Origin of the sequence: Micromonospora sp. A202, assembly GCF_006715105.1 — a bacterium.
Lineage (GTDB): Bacteria > Actinomycetota > Actinomycetes > Mycobacteriales > Micromonosporaceae > Micromonospora > Micromonospora zamorensis.
Genome location: NZ_VFMP01000001.1, coordinates 611,201 through 635,591 on the forward strand (window position 1 = coordinate 611,201; position 24,391 = coordinate 635,591).

Here is a 24,391-nt window from a genome sequence, read left to right on the forward strand (position 1 = left end):
TCAGGCCTTGCGGGGGTGCGTCGCGAAGAACTCCCACATCAGGTCGGTGGCCGACAGCCCGGCGGAGGACGCGGCGAGCTGACCGGCTGTCGCCCCCGGCCAACTGTGGCCCATCTCGGGCAGGGTCCAGACGCTGACCTCGCTGCCGTCCGCGCAGCTCGCCACCGTGTGCGTCACACCCGGCACCCCGGCCGCCTTCGGGCTCGGCCGGCAGGAGAGCCGCTGCTGCCAGGTCTGCACGCCGGTCTGGAAGGTCGACGCGTACCGGTCCTGGCCGCCGATGAAGGTGATCACGGAGACGGGGCTCTTCGGCACGTAGCTGTCGGCCGTGGTCAGCTTCCCGCTGTAACCGCCGCTGACCACCCCGATCGCGGCGTACGTGCCGGTGCTCTCCACCGCCGCCCGGAAGCTCATGTCGCCGCCGTTGGAGATGCCGGTGAGGAAGACCTGGTTCGGGTCCGCGTGCCAGGTCTGCACCAGGTGAGCGGTGAGAGCGGTGAGGAACCCGACGTCGTCCTGGCTGCCGCAGCAGACCAGCGCGTTGAAGCCTCCGCCCACGCCGTCGGGGTACGCGACCAGCACGTTGTCCTTGTCAGCCTTGGCCTCAAGGCCCGCCAGCTCCCTCATCGCAGAGCCGGTCCCGGGATAGAAGTGCAGCGCGATGACCAGCGCGGACGGCCTGCCCGGGTCGTAGCCGGGCGGTGCGTGCAGCAGGTAGGTGCGCTCGACCCCGTTGTGCGTCAGAGTGAGCTCGTGGTCGCCCGCCGCCGGGCGTTTGGTCGACGCGGAGGGAGCGGCGGTCGGGGCCGACGAGGGTTGCCCCCGCTCACCACAAGCCGCGGCCACGACCATGAGGCAGAGCCCCGTCAACACTGCCACCGTCCGCCGCACGCCGGCCACCCCCCGTCGACCCCGCCGTCCACCCTGGAGGGCGTCGGATTGTGGATCAACCCTTTCGGTCCTGGGCGAAGGACGGCAGGCTGTTTTCCATGCTTCGCCTCCATCTCGGGCCGGCGGATCTCTGCCGGGTGCGGTTCGGTGCCCGGCTGCACCCGGTTGGCACCGCGCTGCTGGCCGGCCAGTGGCTGCGGGATCCGACGGTGGCGGCGATGGCGCCGACGCTGGCCGAGCGGGCGGCAGCGCTGGAGAGCACAGGAGCCGCCCAGGCCGCCACCGCGGTTCTGCGGCACCTGCTGCCGGCACGGGGGCGCCTGCCGGACTTCGTCACCCCCTTCGCCGGTGCGGAGTCGGTCGCCGCCGGTCTGGAGGCGATTCAGGCGACCCCGGCACGACGGGTACGCGCCGAGGTCGGCGCGGCGTACGCGGACGTGGCCGCCACCCCGCTGCGGCGGCGGTTCGCCGCAGCCGACCCGGAGATGCTCGACCTGTTCGGCGGGGCCGTCCGCACCTGGTTCGACGCCGTCCTCGCGCCGCACTGGCCCGATCTGGTGTCCGCGTACCGCCAGCAGGTGACCTGCGCCAGTCAACGGCTGGCGCAGCACGGCCTGGCCAGCCTCTTCGCGGGCCTGCACCCGGCCATCCGGTGGCGGGAGCCGGTGCTGGAGGTGCGGACGTGGTGGGACGGCGAACTGCCCGGCACCGGCCACGGGCTCATCCTGCTGCCCTCCCCGCTGGCCGGCCCCCGGCCCCGGGTGCTGGTCGAGCCGGATCGCCCGATCCTGCTCGTCTACCCGGCGCTGATGCCTCCGCGCGGGGCCACCGCCGAGGGCGATCCCCTCGGCCGGTTGCTCGGCGCCACCCGGGCGCTGGTCCTGCGCCAACTCGCGGCCGACGGCGGGATGACCACCACGGTGCTGTCCCGGGCCGTCGGGATCAGCCTCTCCTCGGCCTCGGAGCACGCCACCGCGCTGAGGGCCACCGGCCTGGTGGCCAGCGAGCGGGACGGCGGGTCGGTGCGACACCACCTGACGGCGCTCGGCGCGAACCTGCTGCGAGGGCTGCCGGGCGACACGTCCGAGGCGGGTCCGTCGGCCGCCCAGGCAGCCGGGTGGCCGCCCGCCCTGCCGTAAGGTTGCTGCCGTGACGACGCGAGTGGCGGCCATCGACTGCGGGACCAACTCGATCCGACTGCTGGTCGCCGACCTGCCCGGGGAGTCGGCCGGGCCGCAGGCGCCGCTGGTCGACCTGACCCGCCGGATGGAGATCGTCCGGCTCGGCCAGGGTGTGGACCGCACCGGTCGGCTGGCACCGGAGGCGATCGAACGGACCCGGGTGGCGCTCGCGTCGTACGCCGCCGACATCGAGAAGTTGGGTGCCGAGCGGGTCCGCATGTGTGCCACCTCCGCCTCCCGCGACGCCGCCAACGCCGCCGACTTCACCGAGATGGTGCAGCGCACCCTCGGCGTCGCGCCCGAGGTGGTCACCGGCGACGAGGAGGCCCGACTGTCGTTCACCGGCGCGGTGCGCGGGCTCCCGGCCGACGCGAAGGCGCCGTTCCTGGTCGTCGACATCGGCGGAGGCTCCACCGAGTTCGTGGTCGGTGACCGGGCCGCCGGCGTGCGCGCGGCCATCTCGGTGGACATCGGCTGCGTCCGGATGACCGAACGGCACCTACCCGGTGACCCGCCGACGCCCGAGCAGGTCGCCGCCGCGCAGGCCGACATCGCGGCCGCCGTCGACCGGGCGCTCGCCGTGGTGCCCGGCCGCGAGGCGGCAACCCTGGTCGGTCTCGCCGGGTCGGTCACCACAGTGGTCGCCCTCGCGCAGGGCCTGCGGGAGTACGACCCGGAGCGCATCCACCACGCCCGGGTGTCGTACGAGGCGGTCGCCCAGGTGACCGCGGAGCTGCTGAGCCAGACCCGTGAGCAGCGGTTGGCGAACCCGGTGATGCACCCGGGCCGGGCCGACGTGATCGGCGCCGGCGCGCTGGTGCTTCGCGTGATCATGGAGCGGGCCGGGATGCCGTCGGTGGTCGCCTCCGAGCACGACATCCTCGACGGCATCGCCTGGAGCCTGGCCATTTGATCGACTCGGTTTCCTGAAAGTCGCGGTGTCCCAGCAGGGCGGATACCCCGATTTCCAGGAAGTCGAGTCGATCAAGGTCTCGGTAGGACCGCGCCCCCTCACCTGCGTGTCGGGGCGGAAACGTTGACGCTACTGTGCATTGCGCACTAGTCTGCAATGCGTGGACACCACACAGTTGCTGAAGGGCGTGCTCGACCTGGCCGTCCTGGCCGTGCTCCGAGAGGAGGACGGCTACGGTTACGACATCCTGCGCCGGTTGCGCGAGGCCGGCCTGGAGGAGGTCGGCGACGCCTCGGTCTACGGGACGCTGCGCCGCCTCTTCGCCGCCGGCCTGCTCACCACGTACGTCGTGCCGAGCGAATCCGGGCCGCACCGCAAGTACTACTCACTCAACGCCGCGGGGCGTGACCAGTTGACCCGCTCCGGCAAGCTCTGGCGCTCGTTCGCCACCACCATGGACAGTCTGCTCGACGATCGGGGGATGGCGGCATGACCGTCACGGAGCAGGAGATCACCGACTACGTGGCGCGGGTCCGGGCCGCTCTGGCCGACCTGCCACCCACCCAACGCGACGAGCTGACCGAGGATCTCGCCGACCACCTCACCGAGGTCGCGGCCGAGGCCGAGGGCACTCTCGTCGAGCGGCTGGGCGAGCCCGAGACGTACGCAGCCGAGCTGCGCGCCGCGGCCGGCGCCGCCGCCGGGGGCGGTGGGCGGAATCTCGACCAGCGGGTCGCCGCCGCGCTGGTCGGGGTCCGCAGCCGCCTACGCGCTGTCGACACCCGACTGGGCCCACCCCTGGGGTACGAGACGGCGAGCGACTTCCTCCGGTTGTTGCGCCCGGGCTGGTGGGTGCTGCGCGGCTACCTGGCGGCGATGCTGGTCACGGTCATCTCCAACGGCGGCAACTATTACAACCTGCTGCCCCGGTTCGGTGGGGAGTTGCTCGCCGGCCTGATCATGCTGGTCGGCTTCGTGCTCGCCTCCATCTGGATTGGCCGCCGCTCCGCCCGGCTGACGCGTTGGCCCCGCTCGGCGGTGCAGGTCGGCAGCGCGGTGCTGGCGGTCTTCGCGTTGGCCGCGCTGGTCAACACCGAGGACCGGCTCGGCCGTGACTACTACTACGACCAGACCTCGGTCGACAGCCAGTACGGCCAGATCCGGGACGTCTTCGTCTACGACAGCGAGGGCCGGCTGGTGGAGAACGCCCGGCTCTTCGACCAGAACGGCAATCCGATCCGGCTGGGCTACCCGGACTGCGGTGGCCGCATCGACGAGTACGGCAACCCGCTGCTGCGGCCGTATCCGTACTGCCCGGAGCAGGCGCCGTTCGGGCCCCGGGCCCCGGGTGCGCCCCTCGCTCCCACGCCGCCCGCGACCACGCCAGACCCGAGCGGCACGCCGGAGCCGAGCACCACACCCGGTCCGACCGGGACGCCCACCGGCCAGCCCACGGCCGACAGCACCGTGACGCCGAGCGACGCACCGACTCCGACCCCGACGAGCTGAGTCGCGGTGTGAACTGGATCATGCTGCTGAAGCTGGGAAATAACTGAACGGACGAGGCGAGCGGGACGGCACCGTAAATCAATGATCGTTACGGTGTCGTCTGCTCATCAACCCCTCGGAAGGACCCCCCGTGTCAGACCAGGTCGCACCGCCCTCCGCGCCCGACGCCGCAGCACCCCAGCCGGCCGTCGAGACGCCGCAGCCGACGCCGGCCCAGCCGCAGTCGGCGACGTCAGATGCGGCCGAGCCGCTGGCGGCCAAGCCGGGTGCGGCCGACCCGCAGGCCGCCATGCCGGAGGCGGCGGACCCGCAGGCGGCCACGTCGGGTGCCGCCGACCCGCAGGCGGCCACGTCGGATGCGGCCGTGCCGCCCGCGACCGCCACGGCGACGGCCGAGCCGGAGGCGAAGAAGTCCGGTACGAAGAAGGCTCTGGGCATCGTCGGCGCGATCCTCGCGATCGTCGTCGTCGCTGGCCTGAAGTTCGGCCTCGTCTCGGCGATCGGCGGCTTCTTCAACAAGGACGAGACCGCCGACGCCAAGGCCGGCGACTGCATCGCCGAGCTGCCGGAGGTCACGGGGACCGGGCAGGAGAAGGTCGACGGCGCCAAGGTCGTCGAGTGCACCTCGACCGACGCGGCGTACACCGTGGTTGGTCGGGTGAACGACCAGAGCGAGGCGCAGGCCAAGGCCGGCACCGCCTGCGACTCGTTCTTCCAGAATGACGAAGAGGGCTACATCTTCTCCAGCGTCGAGCCGGGCAAGTCGGGCTACGTGCTCTGTTTGACCAAGAAGGCCTGACCGGCGCGCCAGGCCAGCATCGACGGCGGCGGGAGCAGACCCCGCCGCCGTCGGCGTACCCGCAGTCACCGGCCGGCGAACAGGAGGTGAATGCCACTGTTCCGGCGTCTTCCGGACGGCCGCGTGGCGTGGCAGGCTACCGGCACGTAGGACCACTGGGCGACCAGCCAACGATGACTGACCGCTAGGAGGACGGCCCATGGGCGAAATGGTGAGCTACCGCAGCAACGGGGGCATGAGCGAGGGGTATCTCGCGATACCCGCCAGCGGCATGGCCAGCCCTGCCGTCATCGTCATCCAGGAGTGGTGGGGCCTCGTCCCGCACATCCGATCGGTGGCGGACCGGTTCGCCGAGGCTGGTTTCGTCGCCCTCGCGCCCGACTTCTACCACGGTGAGACGACCAGCGAGCCGGACGAGGCGCAGCGGTTGCTGATGGCGATGCGGATGGACGAGGCGGCGAAGGACATCGCCGGTGCGGCCGACTATCTCGCGGGGCGTCCGGAGGTGACCGGTAAGGTCGGTGCCGTGGGCTTCTGCGCCGGTGGCAGCCTCGCCCTCTGGTCAGCCACCATCTCCGAGCGGATCGTCGCGACCGCCGGCTTCTATCCCGTGCTGCCGTGGGAGTCGATGCGCCCCGACTGGGCCGACTATGCCGGCAAGGCCGCGGTCATCCACTGCTCCGAAGAGGACGGCACCTCGGCCGCCGAGGGCGTACAGACCGCCCGTCGGGCCATCGAGGAGGCCGGCGGTGACTGCCACCTCTACGACTACCCGGGCACCTCGCACGCCTTCTTCAACGACGACCGGCCGGAGGCGTTCGACCAGCGCGCCGCGTCCAGCGCCTGGGCTCGCACCCTGGAACTCTTCCGGGCCAAGCTTGGCTGAGTCGCGTACCCCCGAGGAGGTGGTCGCCCGCGCAGCGCGGGCGCCCGACCTGGCGGACCTCGACGCGGGTGTCAGCGACTGTTTTGCCTGCCCCCGGCTGGTCCGGTGGCGGGAGGAGGTGGCCCGCACCCGCCGGGCCGCCTTCCGCGACCAGGAATACTGGGGCCGGCCGGTGCCGGGTTTCGGCACCGCCGACGCGCGGATCGCCATCCTCGGGCTGGCGCCCGCCGCGCACGGCGGCAACCGCACCGGCCGGATCTTCACAGGTGACCGGTCCGGCGACGTGCTGTTCGCCGCGCTGCACCGGGCCGGGCTGGCCAACCAGCCGACCAGCGTCGCCGCCGACGACGGGCTCGCCCTGCAGGACATCCGGATCTTCTCGGCCGTCCGATGTGCGCCGCCGGACAACAAGCCGACGCCGCAGGAGCGGGACACGTGCGCACCCTGGCTGCATCGGGAGGTCACGCTCATCCGGCCCACGCTGCGCGTCGTGGTCGCGCTCGGCGCGTTCGCCTGGGCCGCGTGGTGGCCGGTGCTCCGTCAGGTGTACGGGCTGCGCCCGCCCAGCCCGCGACCGGCGTTCGGTCATGGGGCACACTGGTCCGGCACGGACGCGCCGGACCTGTTGGGCTGCTACCACGTCAGCCAGCAGAACACCTTCACCGGGCGGCTGACACCAGAGATGCTGGACGATGTCTTCGGCCAGGCTAAACAGCTGGCCGGGGTGGACTGAGACGCGTGGGGCGGTGGCGATGACAGACGGAACACGCCCGCCCACGCCGTCCCCTGCCGCCGAGCAGGGGGTGTTGCGCCCGGCCCTCGGGTTGCTTCGCCGGTGGTGGCCGGTCGGTGCGGTCGCCGCGTTGCTCGTCGGTGCGGCGCTGGCGTCCGCCAACTCGTCAATCGGGGCCAGTCGGATCCCGCCAGCCGCGGAGAACGTCCCCTGGGTGCCCGAGTACCCGACCGCCGAGCCGCCGCCGTCGATTCCGGTCGAGCCGCGCGACGCCGGTGAGGCCACCCAGGCGCACATACCGCAGTGGATCGCCACCGTGGCGATGGTCCTGCTCGGGCTCGCCATCTTCGCCGCCCTCGGTTACCTGACCTGGATCCTGATCCGGGGTGCGTTGCGCCGCACCACCCGGAATCTGCCCACGCAGCGGGCCCGGCGTAGCGCCGAGGGCACCGCCCGGGAGGTGGTCGCGGCCCTCGACGCCGGCCTGGTGGAACTCGACGACCGGGACACCGACCCCCGGGTGGCGGTGATCGCCTGCTGGGTACGCCTGGAGGAGACCGCCGCTGCGGCCGGTGTGCCACGGCTCGCCGGGGACACCCCCACCGACCTGGTCAGCCGGCTGCTGCACGGTGACCCGGCGGCCGGCGTGCCGGCGATCGTCAGCACCGATGTGCTGAACGAGTTCGCACACGTCTACCGGGAGGCCCGGTACGCGACCCGCCCGATCGACGAACGCACCCGCGACCAGGCGCGCGCCGCGCTGCGCCGACTGCGCGGCGAACTCACCGCGGTGGTGACCCCGTGAGCGCGAGGAGTGAGTCGGGTCTGCGAGCCCCGCAGTCGCGAACCAGAGGTGCAGCGCATGAGTAGCACCAGCATCGACGACCTGCTCGCGTTCGAGGAGGAGGCGGCGCCGGCGGGCCCCCAGGCGCGCCGTTCCCGGATCCGCCCGGTGCTGCGATCGCTCGCGTGGGCCGCCGCGGTGGTCGCGGTGCTGCTCGTCGGCCTGCGCGCTGTCGGCCTCCAGGTCTCGCTGCCCGTGCTGATCGCCGGGGTGCTGGCCGTGCTGGCCGTCCGCCGGGTCACCGCCCTGCTCGCGCCGCCACCCCCGCCGCCAGCCGGTTCCCGGAAGGTGTCGGGTGAGGAGGACGGCAGTTACAACTGGGGTGCCCGGGACGCGCTGCGCAGCGCGATCAATCGCTGGGAATGGCCGTTGGACTGGTCCAACACCCGACCCGAACGTTTCAGCGGGGTGGTCCTGCCCCGCATCGGTGAACTGGCCGACGAGCGGATGCGCCTGAAGCACGGCGTCACCCGCGAGTCGGATCCGGCCCGCGCCCGCGCCCTGCTGGGCGACCGGCTCTGGACGTTCCTGGAGACCCCGCCTCGCCGCACCCTGTCGCCGCGCGACCTCGCGGTGATCGTCGCCGAACTGGAGAAGATCTGATGAACGACGTGGACCGGACCATTGCCCCCGCCGAGGTCGGCCATCTGGCTCGGGCGGTCCTGGACGCGGTCGGCACCGTCGTGGTCGGTAAGCGGGACGCGTTGGAGCTGGTCCTCGCCGGCATCCTCGCGGGCGGGCACGTGCTCCTGGAAGACCTGCCGGGGCTGGGCAAGACGCTGACCGCGCGCTCGTTCGCCCAGGCGCTCGGGTTGGACTTCCGCCGGTTGCAGTTCACCCCCGACCTGCTGCCCGCCGACGTCACCGGCTCGTTCCTGTACGACCAGCGCAACGGGGACTTCACCTTCCGGGCCGGCCCGGTCTTCACCAACCTGCTCCTCGCCGACGAGATCAACCGGACGCCGCCGAAGACGCAGTCCGCGCTGCTGGAGGCGATGCAGGAGAAGCAGGTCTCGGTGGAGGGTGTGACCTACAAGCTGGACGAACCGTTCCACGTGCTGGCCACTGCCAACCCGATCGAGTACGAGGGCACGTACCCGCTGCCCGAGGCCCAGCTCGACCGGTTCCTGCTGCGGGTCTCCTTCGGTTACCCGCAGCACGAAGAGGAGTGGGAGGTGCTGCGCCGTCGGATGAGCCGTCGCCGCGAGGAGGCGGAGATCAAGGCGGTCGTCGACGCGGCAACGCTGCGGGCCATGCAGGCCGCCCTGGAGGACGTGGTGGTGGAGGACTCCATCGGCCACTACATCGTGTCCCTCACCGCGGCGACCCGGGAGCACCCGTCGGTGCTGGTCGGCGCTTCGCCTCGCGGATCGTTGGCGCTGCTGCTGCTGGCCCGGGTGCGTGCGGTGTTCGGCGGACGCGACTACGTGGTGCCGGAGGACGTCAAGGATGTCGCGGCACCTGCCCTGGCCCACCGGATCACCCTGCGCCCGGAGATGTGGTTGCGCCGGGTCGACCCGGCGTTCGTGGTCGGCGAGGTGCTGGAAGCGACCCCCGCCCCGGCCAGCGGCGCCCTGCCCAGCTACGCCGCCGGTGGGCCCCGGAACTGATGACCGGACCGACCGTGCCGACATCCACCGAGCCGGAACCGGCTGCCGGCTGGGCACCCACCCCGGCGCTCGGCCGGGCGGTCCTGGTCGCCGGCCTGCTGCTGGTGGCGGGGGTGCTGCTGGGGCGGGTCGACCTGATCGTGCTGGCTGCCCCGTTCGCGCTGGGGACCGCGTACGCGCTGCGCCGACGCCCCACGGCGCTGCCGCAGGTGTGGATCAGTCAGGGGGACGACGGGCCGCTGGTCGAGGGCGGCGACGTGACGGCGGCGGTGAGCGTCGGCAACCCGGACACTGTCGACTACGACCTGGTCGTGCTGCGTACCCGCGTGTCGCCGTGGCTGCGGATCTTTCGGGCCGGTTTCGCCCGGGACGGGGTCGCCGCCGACGTGCCACCCGCGGCGACGACGCCGACCGGCAGCCAGGGTCCGGCCAGCGGCGCGAGTCGTTCGGCCGCCGATCGGCCGTTCGTGACGTCGGTGCCCACCGGGTCGGCGGTGGACCTGGAACTGGTCGGCCGTGCCCTGCGGTGGGGCCGGCATCCGGTCGGTCCGGCCGGTGCCCGGGTCGCGACGGCGGGCGGGCTGCTGGTCTCCCGCGCGGTGATCATCGAGCCGGTCCGCGTGCGGGTGTACCCGCGTACCGAACCGTTCGAGGCGGTGGAGGCGATGCCCCGCGCCGCCGGCCTGGTCGGGGCGCACCACTCACGGCGGCCCGGTGAGGGTGGCGAGCTGGCGGGCGTACGCAGATTCGGTCCCGGGGACCGGCTGCGCCGTATCGACTGGCGGGTGTCGTTACGGGCCCGGCAGTTGCACGTGGCGGCCACCCTCTCCGACCGTGACGCGGAGGTGGTGGTGCTGCTCGACGTGCTCGCCGAGGCCGGCCGTTCCGGTGGGGTGAACGGCGCCGCCTCGGTGCTGGACACCACCGTCCGGGCCACCGCTGCGATCGCCGAGCACTACCTGCACCGCGGCGACCGGGTCTCCCTGCTGGAGTACGGCCCGTCAGCCCGTCGGCTGCGACCGGCGGCCGGGCGACGGCAGTACCTGACCGTCCTGGAGTGGCTGCTCGACGTACGCGTGACGTCGTCCTCCCATGAGCCGTACGACCAGGTGTTCGGCCCGCAACTGCTCTCCTCGGACGCGTTGGTGGTGGTGCTCACCCCGCTGCTGGACGAACGGTCGGCGCAGATGCTCGCCCGGCTGACTCGGGCCGGCCGGTTCGTGGTGGCTGTCGACACGTTGCCTACCGACCTGTCGTCACCGAAGGACCGGGGCTGGGCCGAGGTGGCGTACCGGCTGTGGCGTCTGGACCGGGAGATCATGATCGGGCAGCTCCGGGAGCACGGCGTCCCCGTGGTGCGCTGGGCCGGCGCCGGCAGCCTGGACCAGGTGCTGCGGGACGTGGCCCGGCTGGCGACGGCCCCAAGGGTGGGTGGCCGGTGAGCGAGCTCGCGAGCCCCGCGGTCGCGAACGAGCGGAGGCGCAGATGATCGACGTTGTCGCCGGGCGGGTCCGGTCCTTTCAGAATGCGGTCAGCCGGATCAGCGCCGCTCCACTGCTGGTTCGGGCCGCGATCTTCGTCACTGTGCTTGCCGGGTTCGTCCTCGCCTTCCCCGCTGAGGTGCTGCCCGGTCGACCGATCCTGTTCCTGACTGTCGCCGCACTGTTGCCGGCTTTCGGCCCGCGCCGGGTCTGGGCGACGTTCACGGCGCTGGTCACGATTGGTGGCTGGTTGGTCGCCACCGATGGGTACGGCCGCCCGGTCGCCCTCTGGCGTCTTCTTGCCCTCGCGGCCCTGCTCTATCTGGCGCACACCCTCTGCGCGCTGGCCGCGCTGTTGCCCTACGACGCGGTGGTGGACCCGGAGATGATCACCCGTTGGTTGTTGCGGACGGCGGCCGTCCTGCTGGGCACCGCCGTGCTGGGGGTGCTGTTGTTGCAGGCCGGGGACACCGGTGGGGAGGCCGGATACCAGTGGGTCACGGTGCTTGGCCTGCTGCTGGCGGTGGGTACGGCAGCGTTGCTGGGCTGGCTCCTGCGACGGCGGTGACTGCTGCGACCTGAGGGTTACGCATGTCACATGGGTTGTGCTCCGTCACAGATGGGGGCCGCGAGCGGGATTACCTGAGCCGGCCGGGGAAAGATAGACAACGTGAATCCGAAGCGGATCCTTGTGGTGGGTGCCGGGCACGTCGGTCTGTACGCGGCGCTGCGCCTGTCGAAGAAGCTCAGCTCCCGTGAGGCTGAGGTCATGGTGGTGGATCCCCAGCCACACATGACCTATCAGCCGTTCCTGCCCGAGGCGGCGGCGGGCAACATCTCCCCGCGGCACTCCGTGGTGCCCCTGCGGCGGGAGTTGCGTCGCTGCAAGATGGTGGCCGGCACTGTCACGCGGATCGAGCACGGCCGCAAGGTGGCCACCGTGCAGCCGATCAGCGGCCCGGCCCGGGAGATCACCTACGACCACGTGATCGTGGCGCCGGGTTCGGTCTCCCGCACTCTGCCGATCCCCGGCCTGCACGAGCAGGGCATCGGATTCAAGACCATCGGCGAGGCGATCTACCTGCGCAACCACGTACTGGACCGGCTCGACGTGGCTGCGGCCACGCCGGATCCGGACGTCCGTCGTGCGGCGCTGACCTTCACCTTCGTGGGCGGTGGGTACGCCGGCATCGAGGCGCTCGCCGAGATGGAGGACATGGCTCGCGACGCCCTGCGTTACTACCCGGAGCTCAAGCAGGACGAGGTTCGCTGGGTGCTGGTCGAGGCCACCCAGCGGGTGCTGCCCGAGGTCGACCGGGACATGGGCGCGTACACCGTCCAGCAGTTGATGAAGCGGAACATGGACATCCGGCTGGACACCCGGCTCGAGTCCTGCGTCGACGGGGTGGTCAAGCTCTCCGACGGTGACAGCTTCCGGTCCGACACGATCGTGTGGACGGCCGGCGTGAAGCCGTCGCCGATGCTGGACTCGACCGACTTCCCGCGCGACGACCGTCGGCGGATCACCTGCCTGCCCACTCTCCAGGTGGTCGACGGCGACCAGGTGGTCGAGGGCGCGTGGAGCGCCGGCGACTGCGCCGCTGTGCCGGACCTCACCAAGGAGCCGGGCAACTTCTGCTCGCCGAGCGCCCAGCACGCGGTGCGCCAGGCCGCCAGGATGGCCGACAACATCACGGCCGTGATCCGGGGCCGCGAGCCGGTCAACTACAAGCACAAGCACGTCGGCAGCGTCGCGAGCCTCGGCCTGCACAAGGGCGTCGCCCAGGTGTACGGGATCAAGATGACCGGCTGGCCGGCGTGGGTCATGCACCGGACGTACCACATGAGCCGGATCCCGTCGTTCAACCGCAAGGTCCGGGTTGTCGTGGACTGGTCGTTGGCGTTCTTCCTCAAGCGTGAGGTGGTGGCCCTCGGGCAGCTGCACGACCCGCGCGAGGAGTTCGTCGAGGCGTCGCAGCCGGTCGGCGCGCCGCGCGTCTGATCTCAGGTCTGCGAAAGGGCCCCTCCCAGTCGGGAGGGGCCCTTTCGTGCTGCGGTGCCGAAAGCACCCAGCCGATCATGGAGTTGTGGTGCCGGTTTGGTTCCACAGCGGGCGCTTTGTCACCCCCCCAACTGCATGATCGACCCGGGCGGGGCGGGGCGGGGTGCGGGTGGGGGTGGGGCGGGTGGCGTCAGACTCGCCAGATCCAGGCGTCGGCGATCCGGGTGGCGGGTCCGTAGAGCTGTTCCAGGGTCGCGCGCAGACTCTCGGCGTGCGGGGCGTCGTCGGCCAATGCGATGCAGGAGGCACCCCAGAACTGGGCGTCCCGTGCGGCCTGGCGGCGCTGCTCGTCGCCGATGGCTGGTTGGTCACCGCGCCGGGCGACGTCCGCCAGCAGCGCGGAGGTGGGCTGCTTGAAGGTGCCCATCGCCGCGGTGCCACCCCGCCCGTACGGGCCGATGAAGAACCCTTCCGGCAGACCGAAGGCGGCGTCGGCAGCGGTCGCCCAGCGCATCGGCCAGGGCTCTTTCGGCGTGGGCAACGGCACCGGGACGAGCACCCCGCCGGGGCGTACGCACTGCCGCCAGTGGCCGCCGCTGACGAATTCCGGCACGGCGGGTCGTTCGGCGGTCGGCAGCGGGGTCGGGAAGATCGGCAGCAGTGCCGCGCCAACGGCCAGGGGCACGAACCGTCGCGCCCGTCCGGTGCTGCGCAGAGCCCGGTCGACGGCCAGCACCACCAGCGTCGCGATGATCGGCAGCAGCGCCAGCGCGAACCGCATCGGCAACGCGCCGTCCACCACCGGCAGCCCGCCGATCAGGGCGTACGGGCCGGGCAGCGCTGTCCTGGTGCCGCCGAGCACCACCTCCGGGCCGAGCGAGAGCGCACCCATCACGAGGCCCGCCGCCACGCAGGCGAGGACCAGTCGGTGTCGCCCGGCCCAGATCGCGCAGATCGCGGCGACCAGCAGCAGGGGCCAGCCGAGGAAGGTGTTGTACTCGGCCGGGCCGGTGGTCAGCCGGGCGGACTGGTCGCTGCCGGCAACCGACAGGGGAGAGATCGTCCACCAGCTGCTCAGGTCGGCGGAGAAGTAGGCCGGCGTGAACATCCCGTCGGCGACCCCCTGCGGGCCGGCGAACTGGAACCACAGCGGGTAGCCGAGCACCAGTAGGGCGAGCCCGGCGGCGACCGCCAGCCCGCCGGCGAAGCCGGGCAGCGCCCGCCGGGCCAGGTCCCGGTCCGCCACGGCGTAGCTGATCGCCATCACCAGCAGCGTGACGGCGGCGAGGAAGAGCACCTCCTCGCCGATGAAGACCTGCGCGGTGACCGCGGCGGCCAGTCCCGCCGCCGAGGTGAGCATCCGCCGGCGATCCGGCCCGGGCGACCGGTCGCGACCGGTCCGGTCGAGAGTCGTGGGCCCCGGGTCGGATGCCCGCAGCAGTCGGGCCACCAGCCAGACGATCACCGGCACCAGCCACTGGGCGGTCATGTGCAGGTGGCTGTTGGTCTGCGAGATCATGCCCGGGCCGAACCCGCAGAGCCCTCCGCCGAGCGCGGCGGCGAGCCGGCGGGCGCGCAGCGTCCGGTGGAACAGCAGGTACCAGGCGAAGGCCGTACCAGCGAGGTTGGCGGCGGCGAGCAACGCGAAGGTGACCGGCGCGCCCAGCAGCAGGGTGACCGGCGCGAAGACGATGCCCAGCGCGATCACAGTGGTGTTGGCCATCAGGTTGACGCCGTCGGGGGCGTTGAGACGGTCGGTGAGCAGGCCGAAGTCACCGAGCAGCGCGCGGGCGTCGACGGCCAGGAACCACTCGTAGAGGGCCTGGTCCTCCGGATTGAGGGCCAGCGTGCGGCCAGCCGGGTCGGGCCACAACCCGTGGGTGACCCAGCCGGCCAGCACCGCGCAGACCAGAGCGGCCAGCAGATCCAGCCGGTGCCGACGGACGGCGGCCAGGAGCCGAACGGCCCGGGGCCGGCGGTTGACCTGATCGGCGAGGCGGAAGGCCTGCTCAGGGGCGGCGTCGGGGGCCGTGGGGGCTGCGCTGCTCACGGCATCGACCCTAATGTGACCGGCCCCACGGGGTACGTCGGGTCGCCGCAGACCCGCTACGGTGACATTGCATCGTGCGTGTCGGCGCGCCGGTGCCACCCGCCCGGGTGGTGGAAAGGCAGACACGGCCGCCTTAAAAGCGGCTGCCGAAAGGCGTGCGGGTTCGACCCCCGCCCCGGGCACCGGTCGGCTCCCACGCATTCTCATTCGTGATCACCAGGACTTGGCTGCGCCGTTTACTCTTGGAGGGCACGTTCACGTGCAAACGACCCCCTGAGGGAGGCCAGACAGTGAAGACCTCGAACCCGGTGCTCGCCCGGCTCGGCCAAGCGGCCGAGCGGGAGCGCTCCGCCGGGTACGCCCCGGCCGGGCCGTACGGACAGCCCGGCATTCCCCAGCAGTACCCGTCCCAGGCCGGTTACCCGGCTGCGCCGCCCACCGTGGCGCCCATGACCGTCGACGACGTGGTCGTCAAGACGGTCGCTCTGCTCGGCATCCTCGGCATCACCGCCGCGGCCGCCTGGGTGCTCGTGCCCGACTCGCTGGTCAGCACCGCCTGGATCGGCGCTGCGGTGGTCGGCCTGGTCCTTGGCCTGATCATCTCGTTCTCCCGGATGGCCAACCCGGCACTCGTCATCGCGTACGCGCTCGTCGAGGGCGTTTTCGTCGGCATGGTGAGCAAGGCCTTCGAGACGCGCTACGACGGCATCGTGCTCCAGGCCGCCGTGGCCAGCTTCGGCATCTTCTTCCTGATGGCGATGCTCTACAAGGCGAAGGTCATCCGGGCCACCCCGGCCTTCGTCAAGGGCATGATCGCGGTGATGGTCGGCCTCTTCGCCGTCATGCTGATCAACTTCGTGCTGGCCATGTTCGACGTCAACACGGGCCTGCGTGACGGCAGCCCGCTGGCGATCGGTTTCAGCCTGGTCTGCATCGTGGTCGCCTCGTTGAGCTTCGTGCTCAGCTTCAAGGAGATCGAGGACGGCGTCCGGATGGGCCTGCCGCAGCGCTACTCCTGGGTGGCCGCGTTCGGCATCCTGGTCAGCCTGGTCTGGCTCTACATCGAGATCCTGCGCCTGCTGAGCTACTTCCAGGGCGACGACTGACCTCGTCCGCTCTGCCGACCGGCGCCCGCTCCCGCTCTTGCGGGGGCGGGCGCCGTCGTTCGCACCGGGCCCGCCGTTTCGCCGCCAGCACCGGGCCGCCCGGGGCAGAGTGACTGCAAGGGCGTGTGTCAAAGCCTCGGTCGAGCCGAGGCGGAGTCCCAACGCGGCCGGTCGTCGTCTGGGCCCGTCGCAGGCCGGCCAGGGGCTTTGACACACGCCCTGGGGGTACGCGGGCGAAGGAGGCGGCGGTGCGCAGCAACAACCCGGTGCTCAACCGGCTGGACGAGACCGGCCGGGTGGAGGCCCGGGTGCTCGGCTCCCGCGACGTCGAGCCGATGACTGTCGACGACGTGGTGGTCCGTACCGTCGGACTGCTGGTCGTCACCGGCGCGACCGCGGCGGTGTCCTGGGTGGTGATCCCCGACGTGGCCTGGTTGGGTGCCGCACTGGCCGGCAGCGCCCTCGCCTCGATCGCGTTGGTCCTGGTCATCTCGCTGCGGGGGATCACCAACCCGGTGCCGATCGTCGGCTACGCCCTGCTCCAGGGCCTGCTGCTGGGGGTGGCGAGCCGCGCGTTCGAGCAGGTCTATCCGGGCATCGTGGTGCAGGCGGTGGCCGGCACCTTCGGCGTCTTCCTCGGCATGGCGGCGCTCTACCGGGCCCGGGTGATCCGGGCGACGCCCCGGCTGGCTCGCCTGGTGATCGGCACGTTGCTCGGCATCGCCGTGCTCAGCGTCGTCAACCTGGTGTCGTACCTGATCTCCGGGCGACCGGGGCTGGAGGTCTACAGCGTCAGCGGGGAGGTCGGCTGGCTGCCGTACGCCTTCTCGGTGGTGGCCATCATCGCCGGGGCGTTCAGCTTCATCCTCGACTTCGATCTCGTCGAGCGTTCGGTGCTCGACGGTCGACCCCGCCGGTACGCGTGGCTGAGCGCGTTCGGCCTACTCACCGGGTTGGTCTTCCTCTACTGGCAGCTGCTGCGGCTGCTCAGTTACCTGCGCCGCTGACCGGCCCGAACAGGCGCGGTCGGTGTCGGCCGTAGACTCGGCGGCGATGAGCGCAGCGGAGTTGGACAAGGCCATGCAGTTGCTGGTCCGTCAGATCGTGCACTGGCAGCAGCCGCGCTGGTCGGCCATCGCGACCGCCGGCAACGTGTCCCGCGCCGACCTGGTGCACCGTCTGGTGCAGGAGATCGCCAACCTGGCCGCCGACGCCGAGGGAGAGCCGCGTCGGGTCGTGCCCCGGCTCGACAACGACCTTGCCCTGCCCGATCAGCTACGGGTGGTGACAGCGGACCTGCTGGCCGCCGACCCGGGGGCCGAGGCGTTGGCCCGGGCCGCCGCCGAGGTGGCGGCGACCCGCAGCGCGCTCTGAGGTCAGTTCAACCGTTCGAGCACCATGGCCATGCCCTGGCCGCCGCCGACGCACATCGTCTCCAGACCAATGGTCTTGTCGTGCCACTCCAGGGCGTTGAGCAGGGTGCCGGTGATCCGGGCGCCGGTCATGCCGAACGGGTGACCGACCGCGATCGCGCCGCCCATCACGTTCAGCTTCTCCTCCGGGATGCCCAACTGGCGGTAGGAGGGGATGACCTGCGCGGCGAACGCTTCGTTGATCTCCACGAGGTCGACGTCGTCGATGGTCATGCCGGCCCGCTTCAGAGCCTGCCGGGACGCCTCGACGGGGCCGAGGCCCATGATCTCCGGCGACAGGGCGGTCACACCGGTGGAGACGATCCGGGCCAGCGGGGTGAGCCCGAGCTCCTCGGCCCGCTGGGCGCTCATCACCACCACGGCGGCCGCGCCGTCGTTGAGCGGGCAGCAGTTGCCCGCGGTGATCCGGCCGTCCGGGCGGAACACCGGCTTGAGACCGGAGACCGCGTCGAGCGTGACGCCGGCACGGGGACCGTCGTCGGTGCTCACCACGGTGCCGTTCGGCGTGGTGACCGGGGTGATCTCCCGGGCCCAGAAGCCGTCGGCGATGGCCTTCTCGGCGAGGTTCTGGCTGCGTACGCCGAACTCGTCCATGTCGGCGCGGCTCACGTCGTGCACCTGGGCCAGGTTTTCCGCGGTCTGCCCCATGGTCAGGTAGATGTCGGGCAGCTCACCGGCCTCACGCGGATCGGTCCACACCTCGGCGCCGCCCTGTGCGCGGCGCTTCGAGCGCTCGGCCGCCGCGCCGAAGCGCGGGTTTTCCCAGCCGCCGCCGACGAGGGCCTGCGCCTCGGGAGGCAGCCCGTCGGAGCTGCCCCGGGCGTAGCTGGAGACCATCTCCACGCCGGCGGAGACGAACACGTCGCCCTCGCCGGCCCGGATCGCGTGCATCGCCATCCGGGTGGTCTGCAACGACGAGGCGCAGTAGCGGGTCAGCGTGGCGCCGGGCACAGTGTCCAGACCGAGCAGTGTGGACACCACCCGGGCCATGTTGAAGCCCTGCTCGCCACCGGGCAGGCCACACCCGAGGTAGAGGTCGTCGATCGTGGTCGGGTCGAGCTGGGGGATCTTGTCCAGGGCGGCCTGGACGATGGTCGCGGCGAGGTCGTCGGAACGAACGTCGCGCAGGGACCCCTTGTGCGCCCGGCCGATGGGGGAGCGGGCGGTGGCGACGATGACGGCGTCGCGGGACGACTCAATCGGCATGGACCAACGTTAACCCGCCGGTAACATGCGCGGAAGAAGCCGGCGCGGCGGGAAATGTCACCCTGACCGGGAACGATCTAGCGCCGGGTGGCGACCGTCGCGGCGGCGGCGACGGCGGGCAGCAGCGCGTGCGCCCACACCCGGTAACCGTCGGCGGAGGGGTGGAAGCCGTCGTGGCACAGCGTCCCCGCGTCAGCCCGGAACACCGGCCCGGTCTCGGTGCCCAGGTCGACCACCGAGCCGCCAGCGTCCAGCACGGCCGTGGTCTGCGCACGGGCCATCCGCCGCCCGGACCAGCCGACCACCTGGCGCAGCGGAGGCGCGATGGCACGCACCGCGCCGAGATCGGGGCACGTGCCCACCACCACCTCGACCCGCGCCTCCCGCAGGCGGTGCACCGCGGCAGCGAGATAGGCCGCGGAGTCGACCGGCCGGCGCAGCCCGGTGGCGTCGTTCGCGCCGATCAGGATCAGCGCCACGTCGGGCCGCTCACCGAGCAGGGCCCGGGCGACCTGGGTGGCCAGGTCGGTCGAACGGGACCCGGAGACGCCGACGCTGGACAGGTGCACCCGCCGGCCCGTCGGGCCCTCGGCGAGCAGGTTGGCCAACTGCCCGCCGATGGTGTCCTCAAGCCGGTCGACGCCCACGCCCAGCGCTGACGAGTCACCGAGCAGCACCAGCCGCAACGGCGGAGCGCCAGCCCGGCCGATCGTGGCCCGCAGGGCCAGCCCCAGTTCCGGTTGGGCGTACCGCCGGTGCCGGGCCACGAACGCCTCGCCGGCCAGGACGGCGGCACCGCCCACGGTGCCGGTGAGCAGCGAGAACGCCGCCGCCCGACCCAGTCGGCCGGCGAGGCCGGAGATCACGCCCCGCTCGCTGCGCTCGTTCATGCCAGTCCCTCCACTGTCGAGGTGTCCGAGGCGGACCCGTGCGGCACCGCACCGACACCGAAGAACGCCCGCCGGCGCAACTGCGCCCACCGGCCCGCCGGCCCTCGGTCGCGGCCCCGGACCTGGGTGCCGCTGACCTCCGTGCCGGCGTGCCGGGCCGCCTGCTGCGCGGCCTCCGGCAGCGACCGTACGCCCTCGCCCCGGGTCGGTGTGGCCCGTCGTTCCTGCCCAGCGCCGAGCGCGGAGAGCATCGTCGGCAGGAGCGCCGCAGCGGCCATCGCGTACCCCTCGGCGGAGGGATGGAACCGGTCCCAGGCGAACATCCGGGTCGGCTCGGCGGTGAACCGGGGGCCGAGCAGATCACCGAGGGAGACCGTCCAACCGCCGGCCTCGACCACCGCGACCGTCTGGGCCGCGGCGAGTTGACGGCTCCACCGGTGCGCCAGCCACCGCAGCGGCGGTTGGATCGGGCGGATCGCGCCCAGGTCGGGACAGGTGCCGACGACCACCTCGCAGCCGGCGTCGCGCAGCGTGTGCACCGCCTCGACGAGGTAGCGCACCGCCAGCCCACGCGGGGTGCGGTTGGTGATGTCGTTGCCGCCGATGAGGATCACCGCGATGTCGGGTCGGCACTCCAGCGCCGCCTCGACCTGGTGCCGCAGCGCCGAGGAGATGGCACCGACCACCGCGAAGCGGTGCAGTCGCACCGGTCGGTGCAGCCGACGGGACAGGCCGGTGGCGAGCAGTGCGCCAGGTGTCTCCCTGCGACGGTGCACCCCGTAGCCGGCCGCCGAGGAGTCACCGAGCACGACCATGGTGAGCGCGGGACCAGGGAACTTCGCGCCGTACGTCCCGTCGCAGCGTGGCGGCGGTGCCTCTGCCATCGGGATGGTGCGTCGGGCCTGCCGGGCCTGGCCGAGCAGCACGCCGCCGGTCGCCACCGCGGCCGCCGCGGTGGCACCCGTCCCGATGGCCGCCAGGCGGGCGAACCGCCGGGCCTGCCGCCAGTGCTCTCCGCCGGGTACGACGGAATCAGCCACCCCCATACCACGACATTATCGCGCCGGTCCGACACGCCGCTGTCGTCGCGACGCCACTCCGGTGCCTGGAAACCGACGCGACGGGGTATCTGTCCAGGAGAGGCCGGCCGACTTGCGCCGACCCGCCACGCTGATCCGGCGGAGAGGAGCGCGACGATGGGGAAGACACTGAAGCGCAGCGCGGCGTTCACGGCCCTCGCGCGGGCACTGGCGGCTGGGGCCCGTGGTGGGCCGTCGTTGGGCACGCGGTTGGCCGCGCTGCCCCGGATGATCCGGGCCACCACCAAGGGGGAGTACGACGGCGGCCTGCGACTGGCCCTGATGACCGCCGCCACGGCGTACATCGTCTCGCCGATCGACCTGCTGCCGGAGATCCCGCTGGCGATCTTCGGGCTCGCCGACGACGCGGTCATGATCACCTGGCTGGCTGGCAGCGTGCTCGCCGAGACCGATCGCTTCCTGGAGTGGGAAGCCCGCCGCAGCTCGGTCATCCCCGGGGGGCTGGTGCCCTGACGGCACGTACGCTGGACGCGAGGAAACGTCTGCCCGGCCGCGGTCGCCGGCGCCGCAACGAAGGGCACACCGTGCAGTACTACGACAACGTCGTCGACATGATCGGCAACACCCCGCTGGTACGTCTGCGTAACGTCACCGAGGGCATCCAGGCCACCGTGCTGGCCAAGGTGGAGTACGTCAACCCGGGCGGCTCGGTGAAGGACCGGATCGCGCTGCGGATGGTGGAGGACGCCGAGGCCGCCGGCCTGCTCAAGCCCGGCGGCACCATCGTCGAGCCGACCAGCGGCAACACCGGCGTCGGGCTGGCCCTGGTGGCCCAGCTCAAGGGCTACAAGTGCGTCTTCGTCTGCCCCGACAAGGTCAGCCAGGACAAGCAGGACGTGCTCCGGGCATACGGCGCCGAGGTGGTGGTCTGCCCGACCGCTGTCGCTCCGGAGGACCCGCGCTCGTACTACAACGTCTCCGACCGGCTGACCCGGGAGATCCCCGGCGCCTGGAAGCCCAACCAGTACAGCAACCCGGCCAACCCGCGCTCGCACTACGAGACCACCGGCCCGGAGTTGTGGAAGCAGACCGAGGGCGGGCTCACCCACTTCGTGACCGGCGTGGGCACCGGTGGCACGATCTCCGGCATCGGGCGCTACCTCAAGGAGGCCTCCGAGGGTCGGGTGCGCATCATCGGAGCCGACCCGGAAGGTTCGGTCTACTCCGGGGGCACCGGCCGTCCGTACCTGGTGGAGGGCGTCGGCGAGGACTTCTGGCCGGAGACGTACGACCAGGGTGTCGCCGACGAGATCGTCGAGGTGTCCGACAAGGCGTCCTTCGAGATGACCCGGCGGTTGGCCCGCGAGGAAGGGCTGCTGGTCGGTGGCTCCTGCGGGATGGCGGTGGTCGCCGCGCTGGAGGTCGCCCGCAAGGCCGGCCCGGACGACGTGGTGGTGGTGCTGCTGCCGGACGGCGGCCGGGGCTACCTCTCGAAGATCTTCAACGACTCGTGGATGGCCCGGTACGGCTTCCTCGACAACTCCGGCGCCGAGCCGACAGTGGCCGACGCGCTGGCCAGCAAGCCTGGCGGGCTGCCCGAGCTGGTGCACGTGCACCCGACCGAGACGGTCCGTGACGCGATCGACTACATGCGGGAGTACGGCGTCTCGCAGCTGCCGGTGCTCAAGGCCGAGCCGCCGGTGGTGACCGGTGAGGTCGCCGGCTCGATCGCCGAGCGGGACCTGCTCGACGCGCTCTTCACCGGCCAGGCCCACCTGCACGACACCATCGAGCGGCACATGGGCGATCCGCTGCCGATGATCGGTGGCGGTCAGCCGGTCAGCGAGGCCGTTGGCCTGCTGGAGAAGTCCGACGCCGCGCTCGTCCTGGTGGACGGCAAGCCCAAGGGCGTCCTGACCCGCCAGGATCTCCTGGCCCACCTCGGCGCCCACTGAGCCCCGTCCCCGGTGCCCCGCCTGCGGGCGGGGCACCGGGCCACCCTGTCGCGCCCTTTGCTCTGCATACGCATACGCACCACCACCCACCGTCACGGTCACGGCCACCGCTGGTGCCTATTGGTAAGCAGAGCAAAGGCGCCGGCGAGGACTGCTCAGAGAGGGCGGGCGTAGCGCAGTTGGAGGGTGGGGGCAAGGCCGATCTGCTCCTCACGCTCCGCTCCGGTCGGGGTCCAGCCGCCGCGCTGGTAGAAGGCGCGGGCGTGGGCGTTGTCCCGGAGCACCCAGAGCACCGCCCGCTGCCATCCTCGCGCCCGCATGGCGTCCAGCGCGTCCACCATCAGCGCGCGGCCGACGCCCCGGCCCTGCTCACCGGGGTCGAGATGGATCGCGTTGAGCAGCCCGGTGGCCGGGTCGTCCTCGTCGTCCGGGCCCAGGTAGCTGAACCCGGCCAGCGTCCCGGCCCGTTCGGCCACGAACATCCGGTGGGTGTCCCGCTCCCATTGCCACCGCTCGACCCAGTAGCGCCCCATCGCCTCCGGCGTCGGGTCGGCCAGCGCCTCGGCCGGCAGGAACGAGGAGTACGTGGCGACCCGGGAGCGTTGGTGCAGGGCGCCCACCGCCATCAGGTCGTCACCGGTTGCTGGGCGGAGCGTGACGGTCATCCGGCCGAGGCTACCCGGCGGGGTGGGAGCTGCACCACGGTCAGGTCCTCGGCGACGATCAGATCACCGTCGAAGTGCGCGCGTGCCTCGTCGTGGAACCGGCGCGGGTCGGAGTAGCGCTGGGAGAAGTGGGTGAGCACGAGCCGGCGTACACCGGACTCGGTCGCCACCCGGGCGGCCTGCGCCGCGGTCAGGTGGCCGACCTCGGCGGCGAGCGCGGCTTCCGACTCCAGGAAGGTCGACTCGATGACCAGCAGGTCGGCGTGCTCGGCGAGGGCGTACACCCCGTCGCAGAGGCCGGTGTCCATCACGAACGCGAACCGCTGCCCCGGCCGGGGCTCGCTCACCTCGTCGCGGGTGACGCGACGTCCGTCGAGGTCCAGGTGCCCGACCCGGATCAGCTCGCCGACAGCCGGCCCGGCGATGCCGTACGCGGTCAGCTTCTCCGGCAGCATCCGGTGGCCGTCCGGCTCGACCAGCCGGTAGCCGTACGTCTCGATGGGGTGCCGCAGTCGGCGTGCCTCCAACGTGCCGCAGCTCAGCGCGATCCGTTGCCCGTCCGTCTCGATCGGGGTGACCTGGAGTTCGGCGGTCTCGTAGAAGGAGGTCGCGTGCCGGAGCCGGCCGAAGTATTCGGCCCCGCCGGCCGGGAAGTGCACGGCGACCGGGTGTGGCACCCGGTCCAGGGAGAGTCGCTGGATGGTGCCGGGCAGGCCGAGGCAGTGGTCGCCGTGGAAGTGGGTGATGCAGATCCGGGTCAGGTCGGTGGCGGTGACAGTGGTGTGCAGGAGCTGACGCTGGCTGCCCTCACCCGGGTCGAAGAGGATCACCTCGTCGTCCCAGCGCAACACGTACCCGTTGTGGTTGCGCTGACGGGTCGGCGCCTGGCTGGCCGTCCCGAGCACCACCAGCTCGCGCATGGACATCGCCGGTCCTCCGGATATATCGCCGGTCCTCCGGATATGGAGCGACCCCCGGGGCGCTCCGCGCTGTTGCGCGGGCCGGCTGGACTTGGCCGGCACCCCGGGGGTCGGGTGGCTGTCGTGGATTCGCCGCACCGCTGCCACACGGTCTCGACGATGGTGCTGTTGCCCACCTCGCGGCGAGCCGATCACTGTCGAGGACAGCGGCTAGCTGACAGCCACCTCACGAGTCCGATTGCTATACAAGTCTGGACCACCTCCCTTCACGTGTACG

The 24,391-nt window shown here is 72.0% G+C and carries 24 protein-coding genes, 1 tRNA gene and 1 pseudogene; 19 read left to right on the forward strand and 7 right to left on the reverse strand.

Going from position 1 to position 24,391, the window contains the following annotated elements:
- On the reverse strand, positions 1-891 hold the full coding sequence (locus tag FBZ33_RS02970) for a PHB depolymerase family esterase (protein WP_255508699.1): 891 nt from the start codon (positions 889-891) through the stop codon (positions 1-3).
- A gap of 98 nt (positions 892-989) precedes the next feature.
- Between FBZ33_RS02970 and FBZ33_RS02975 the strand changes: the two genes are divergently transcribed.
- From FBZ33_RS02975 to FBZ33_RS03035, 13 genes are all read left to right on the forward strand, one after another.
- Complete coding sequence (locus tag FBZ33_RS02975; RefSeq protein ID WP_141907914.1) at positions 990-2,030, forward strand: helix-turn-helix transcriptional regulator; 1,041 nt, start codon at positions 990-992, stop codon at positions 2,028-2,030.
- Between the two features lie 22 nt (positions 2,031-2,052).
- Positions 2,053-2,985: a Ppx/GppA phosphatase family protein gene (locus tag FBZ33_RS02980; protein WP_141912365.1), complete on the forward strand. Its 933-nt coding sequence runs from the start codon at positions 2,053-2,055 to the stop codon at positions 2,983-2,985.
- Between the two features lie 160 nt (positions 2,986-3,145).
- The gene (locus tag FBZ33_RS02985; RefSeq protein ID WP_074316865.1) at positions 3,146-3,478 is read left to right on the forward strand and encodes a PadR family transcriptional regulator; all 333 of its coding nucleotides are present in this window, start codon (positions 3,146-3,148) and stop codon (positions 3,476-3,478) included.
- Complete coding sequence (locus FBZ33_RS02990; RefSeq protein ID WP_141907915.1) at positions 3,475-4,494, forward strand: hypothetical protein; 1,020 nt, start codon at positions 3,475-3,477, stop codon at positions 4,492-4,494. Before FBZ33_RS02985 ends, FBZ33_RS02990 begins: the two co-directional genes overlap by 4 nt.
- Positions 4,495-4,624: 130 nt before the next feature.
- Complete coding sequence (locus FBZ33_RS02995) at positions 4,625-5,293, forward strand: hypothetical protein (RefSeq protein ID WP_255508700.1); 669 nt, start codon at positions 4,625-4,627, stop codon at positions 5,291-5,293.
- Positions 5,294-5,492: 199 nt separating this feature from the next.
- Positions 5,493-6,179 (forward strand): dienelactone hydrolase family protein, encoded by a 687-nt coding sequence (locus FBZ33_RS03000; RefSeq protein ID WP_099850582.1) that lies wholly within the window; start codon positions 5,493-5,495, stop codon positions 6,177-6,179.
- Positions 6,172-6,912, forward strand: coding sequence for a uracil-DNA glycosylase (locus FBZ33_RS03005; RefSeq protein WP_370452954.1), 741 nt, complete (start codon positions 6,172-6,174; stop codon positions 6,910-6,912). The genes FBZ33_RS03000 and FBZ33_RS03005 overlap by 8 nt, the downstream gene beginning before the upstream one ends.
- A 19-nt stretch (positions 6,913-6,931) precedes the next feature.
- Positions 6,932-7,717, forward strand: a complete 786-nt coding sequence (locus tag FBZ33_RS03010) for a DUF4129 domain-containing protein (RefSeq protein ID WP_141907917.1) — start codon at positions 6,932-6,934, stop codon at positions 7,715-7,717.
- Positions 7,718-7,774: 57 nt separating this feature from the next.
- The gene (locus FBZ33_RS03015) at positions 7,775-8,359 is read left to right on the forward strand and encodes a hypothetical protein (RefSeq protein ID WP_141907918.1); all 585 of its coding nucleotides are present in this window, start codon (positions 7,775-7,777) and stop codon (positions 8,357-8,359) included.
- Complete coding sequence (locus tag FBZ33_RS03020; RefSeq protein ID WP_099850592.1) at positions 8,359-9,366, forward strand: MoxR family ATPase; 1,008 nt, start codon at positions 8,359-8,361, stop codon at positions 9,364-9,366. The genes FBZ33_RS03015 and FBZ33_RS03020 overlap by 1 nt, the downstream gene beginning before the upstream one ends.
- The gene (locus FBZ33_RS03025; protein WP_141907919.1) at positions 9,366-10,808 is read left to right on the forward strand and encodes a DUF58 domain-containing protein; all 1,443 of its coding nucleotides are present in this window, start codon (positions 9,366-9,368) and stop codon (positions 10,806-10,808) included. The genes FBZ33_RS03020 and FBZ33_RS03025 overlap by 1 nt, the downstream gene beginning before the upstream one ends.
- 46 nt (positions 10,809-10,854) lie before the next feature.
- Positions 10,855-11,415 carry a hypothetical protein gene (locus tag FBZ33_RS03030; RefSeq protein WP_370453070.1) on the forward strand — a complete coding sequence of 187 codons (561 nt, stop codon included), beginning with the start codon at positions 10,855-10,857 and terminating at the stop codon, positions 11,413-11,415.
- 102 nt (positions 11,416-11,517) lie between these two features.
- Positions 11,518-12,849, forward strand: coding sequence for an NAD(P)/FAD-dependent oxidoreductase (locus tag FBZ33_RS03035; RefSeq protein ID WP_088946248.1), 1,332 nt, complete (start codon positions 11,518-11,520; stop codon positions 12,847-12,849).
- Between the two features lie 190 nt (positions 12,850-13,039).
- Here FBZ33_RS03035 and FBZ33_RS03040 read toward each other — a convergent pair whose 3' ends face one another.
- Positions 13,040-14,899, reverse strand: coding sequence for a hypothetical protein (locus tag FBZ33_RS03040; RefSeq protein ID WP_185755191.1), 1,860 nt, complete (start codon positions 14,897-14,899; stop codon positions 13,040-13,042).
- Positions 14,900-15,000: 101 nt separating this feature from the next.
- Between FBZ33_RS03040 and FBZ33_RS03045 the strand changes: the two genes are divergently transcribed.
- The 4 genes from FBZ33_RS03045 (at position 15,001) to FBZ33_RS03060 (ending at position 17,379) form a co-directional block, all read left to right on the forward strand.
- Positions 15,001-15,081, forward strand: a tRNA-Leu gene (locus FBZ33_RS03045).
- Between the two features lie 108 nt (positions 15,082-15,189).
- The gene (locus FBZ33_RS03050; RefSeq protein ID WP_141907921.1) at positions 15,190-16,005 is read left to right on the forward strand and encodes a Bax inhibitor-1/YccA family protein; all 816 of its coding nucleotides are present in this window, start codon (positions 15,190-15,192) and stop codon (positions 16,003-16,005) included.
- A 248-nt stretch (positions 16,006-16,253) separates the two neighbouring features.
- A complete protein-coding gene (locus tag FBZ33_RS03055; protein WP_141907922.1) occupies positions 16,254-17,012 on the forward strand; it encodes a Bax inhibitor-1/YccA family protein in 759 nt (252 codons plus the stop codon).
- 46 nt (positions 17,013-17,058) lie between these two features.
- Positions 17,059-17,379, forward strand: a complete 321-nt coding sequence (locus FBZ33_RS03060) for a hypothetical protein (protein ID WP_099850602.1) — start codon at positions 17,059-17,061, stop codon at positions 17,377-17,379.
- A 2-nt stretch (positions 17,380-17,381) separates the two neighbouring features.
- Here FBZ33_RS03060 and FBZ33_RS03065 read toward each other — a convergent pair whose 3' ends face one another.
- The 3 genes and pseudogenes from FBZ33_RS03065 to FBZ33_RS03075 all read right to left on the reverse strand — a co-directional run.
- The gene (locus FBZ33_RS03065) at positions 17,382-18,644 is read right to left on the reverse strand and encodes an acetyl-CoA C-acetyltransferase (protein ID WP_088946252.1); all 1,263 of its coding nucleotides are present in this window, start codon (positions 18,642-18,644) and stop codon (positions 17,382-17,384) included.
- 77 nt (positions 18,645-18,721) lie between these two features.
- Positions 18,722-19,510: an SGNH/GDSL hydrolase family protein gene (locus FBZ33_RS03070; protein WP_370453071.1), complete on the reverse strand. Its 789-nt coding sequence runs from the start codon at positions 19,508-19,510 to the stop codon at positions 18,722-18,724.
- A pseudogene (locus tag FBZ33_RS03075) lies at positions 19,502-20,580 on the reverse strand (SGNH/GDSL hydrolase family protein); the annotation flags it as partial. The gene FBZ33_RS03070 and the pseudogene FBZ33_RS03075, both read right to left, overlap by 9 nt.
- A 150-nt stretch (positions 20,581-20,730) precedes the next feature.
- Here FBZ33_RS03075 and FBZ33_RS03080 point away from each other — a divergent pair.
- Together FBZ33_RS03080 and FBZ33_RS03085 are read left to right on the forward strand one after the other, a co-directional pair.
- Positions 20,731-21,087, forward strand: a complete 357-nt coding sequence (locus FBZ33_RS03080) for a YkvA family protein (protein ID WP_088946255.1) — start codon at positions 20,731-20,733, stop codon at positions 21,085-21,087.
- 71 nt (positions 21,088-21,158) lie between these two features.
- The gene (locus tag FBZ33_RS03085) at positions 21,159-22,529 is read left to right on the forward strand and encodes a cystathionine beta-synthase (protein ID WP_088946256.1); all 1,371 of its coding nucleotides are present in this window, start codon (positions 21,159-21,161) and stop codon (positions 22,527-22,529) included.
- Positions 22,530-22,684: 155 nt separating this feature from the next.
- On the opposite strand, the gene FBZ33_RS03090 is transcribed toward FBZ33_RS03085, so the two are convergent.
- Positions 22,685-23,194: a GNAT family N-acetyltransferase gene (locus FBZ33_RS03090; RefSeq protein WP_141907924.1), complete on the reverse strand. Its 510-nt coding sequence runs from the start codon at positions 23,192-23,194 to the stop codon at positions 22,685-22,687.
- The gene (locus FBZ33_RS03095) at positions 23,191-24,120 is read right to left on the reverse strand and encodes a ribonuclease Z (protein WP_141907925.1); all 930 of its coding nucleotides are present in this window, start codon (positions 24,118-24,120) and stop codon (positions 23,191-23,193) included. The genes FBZ33_RS03090 and FBZ33_RS03095 overlap by 4 nt, the downstream gene beginning before the upstream one ends.
- Positions 24,121-24,391 lie beyond the last annotated feature (271 nt).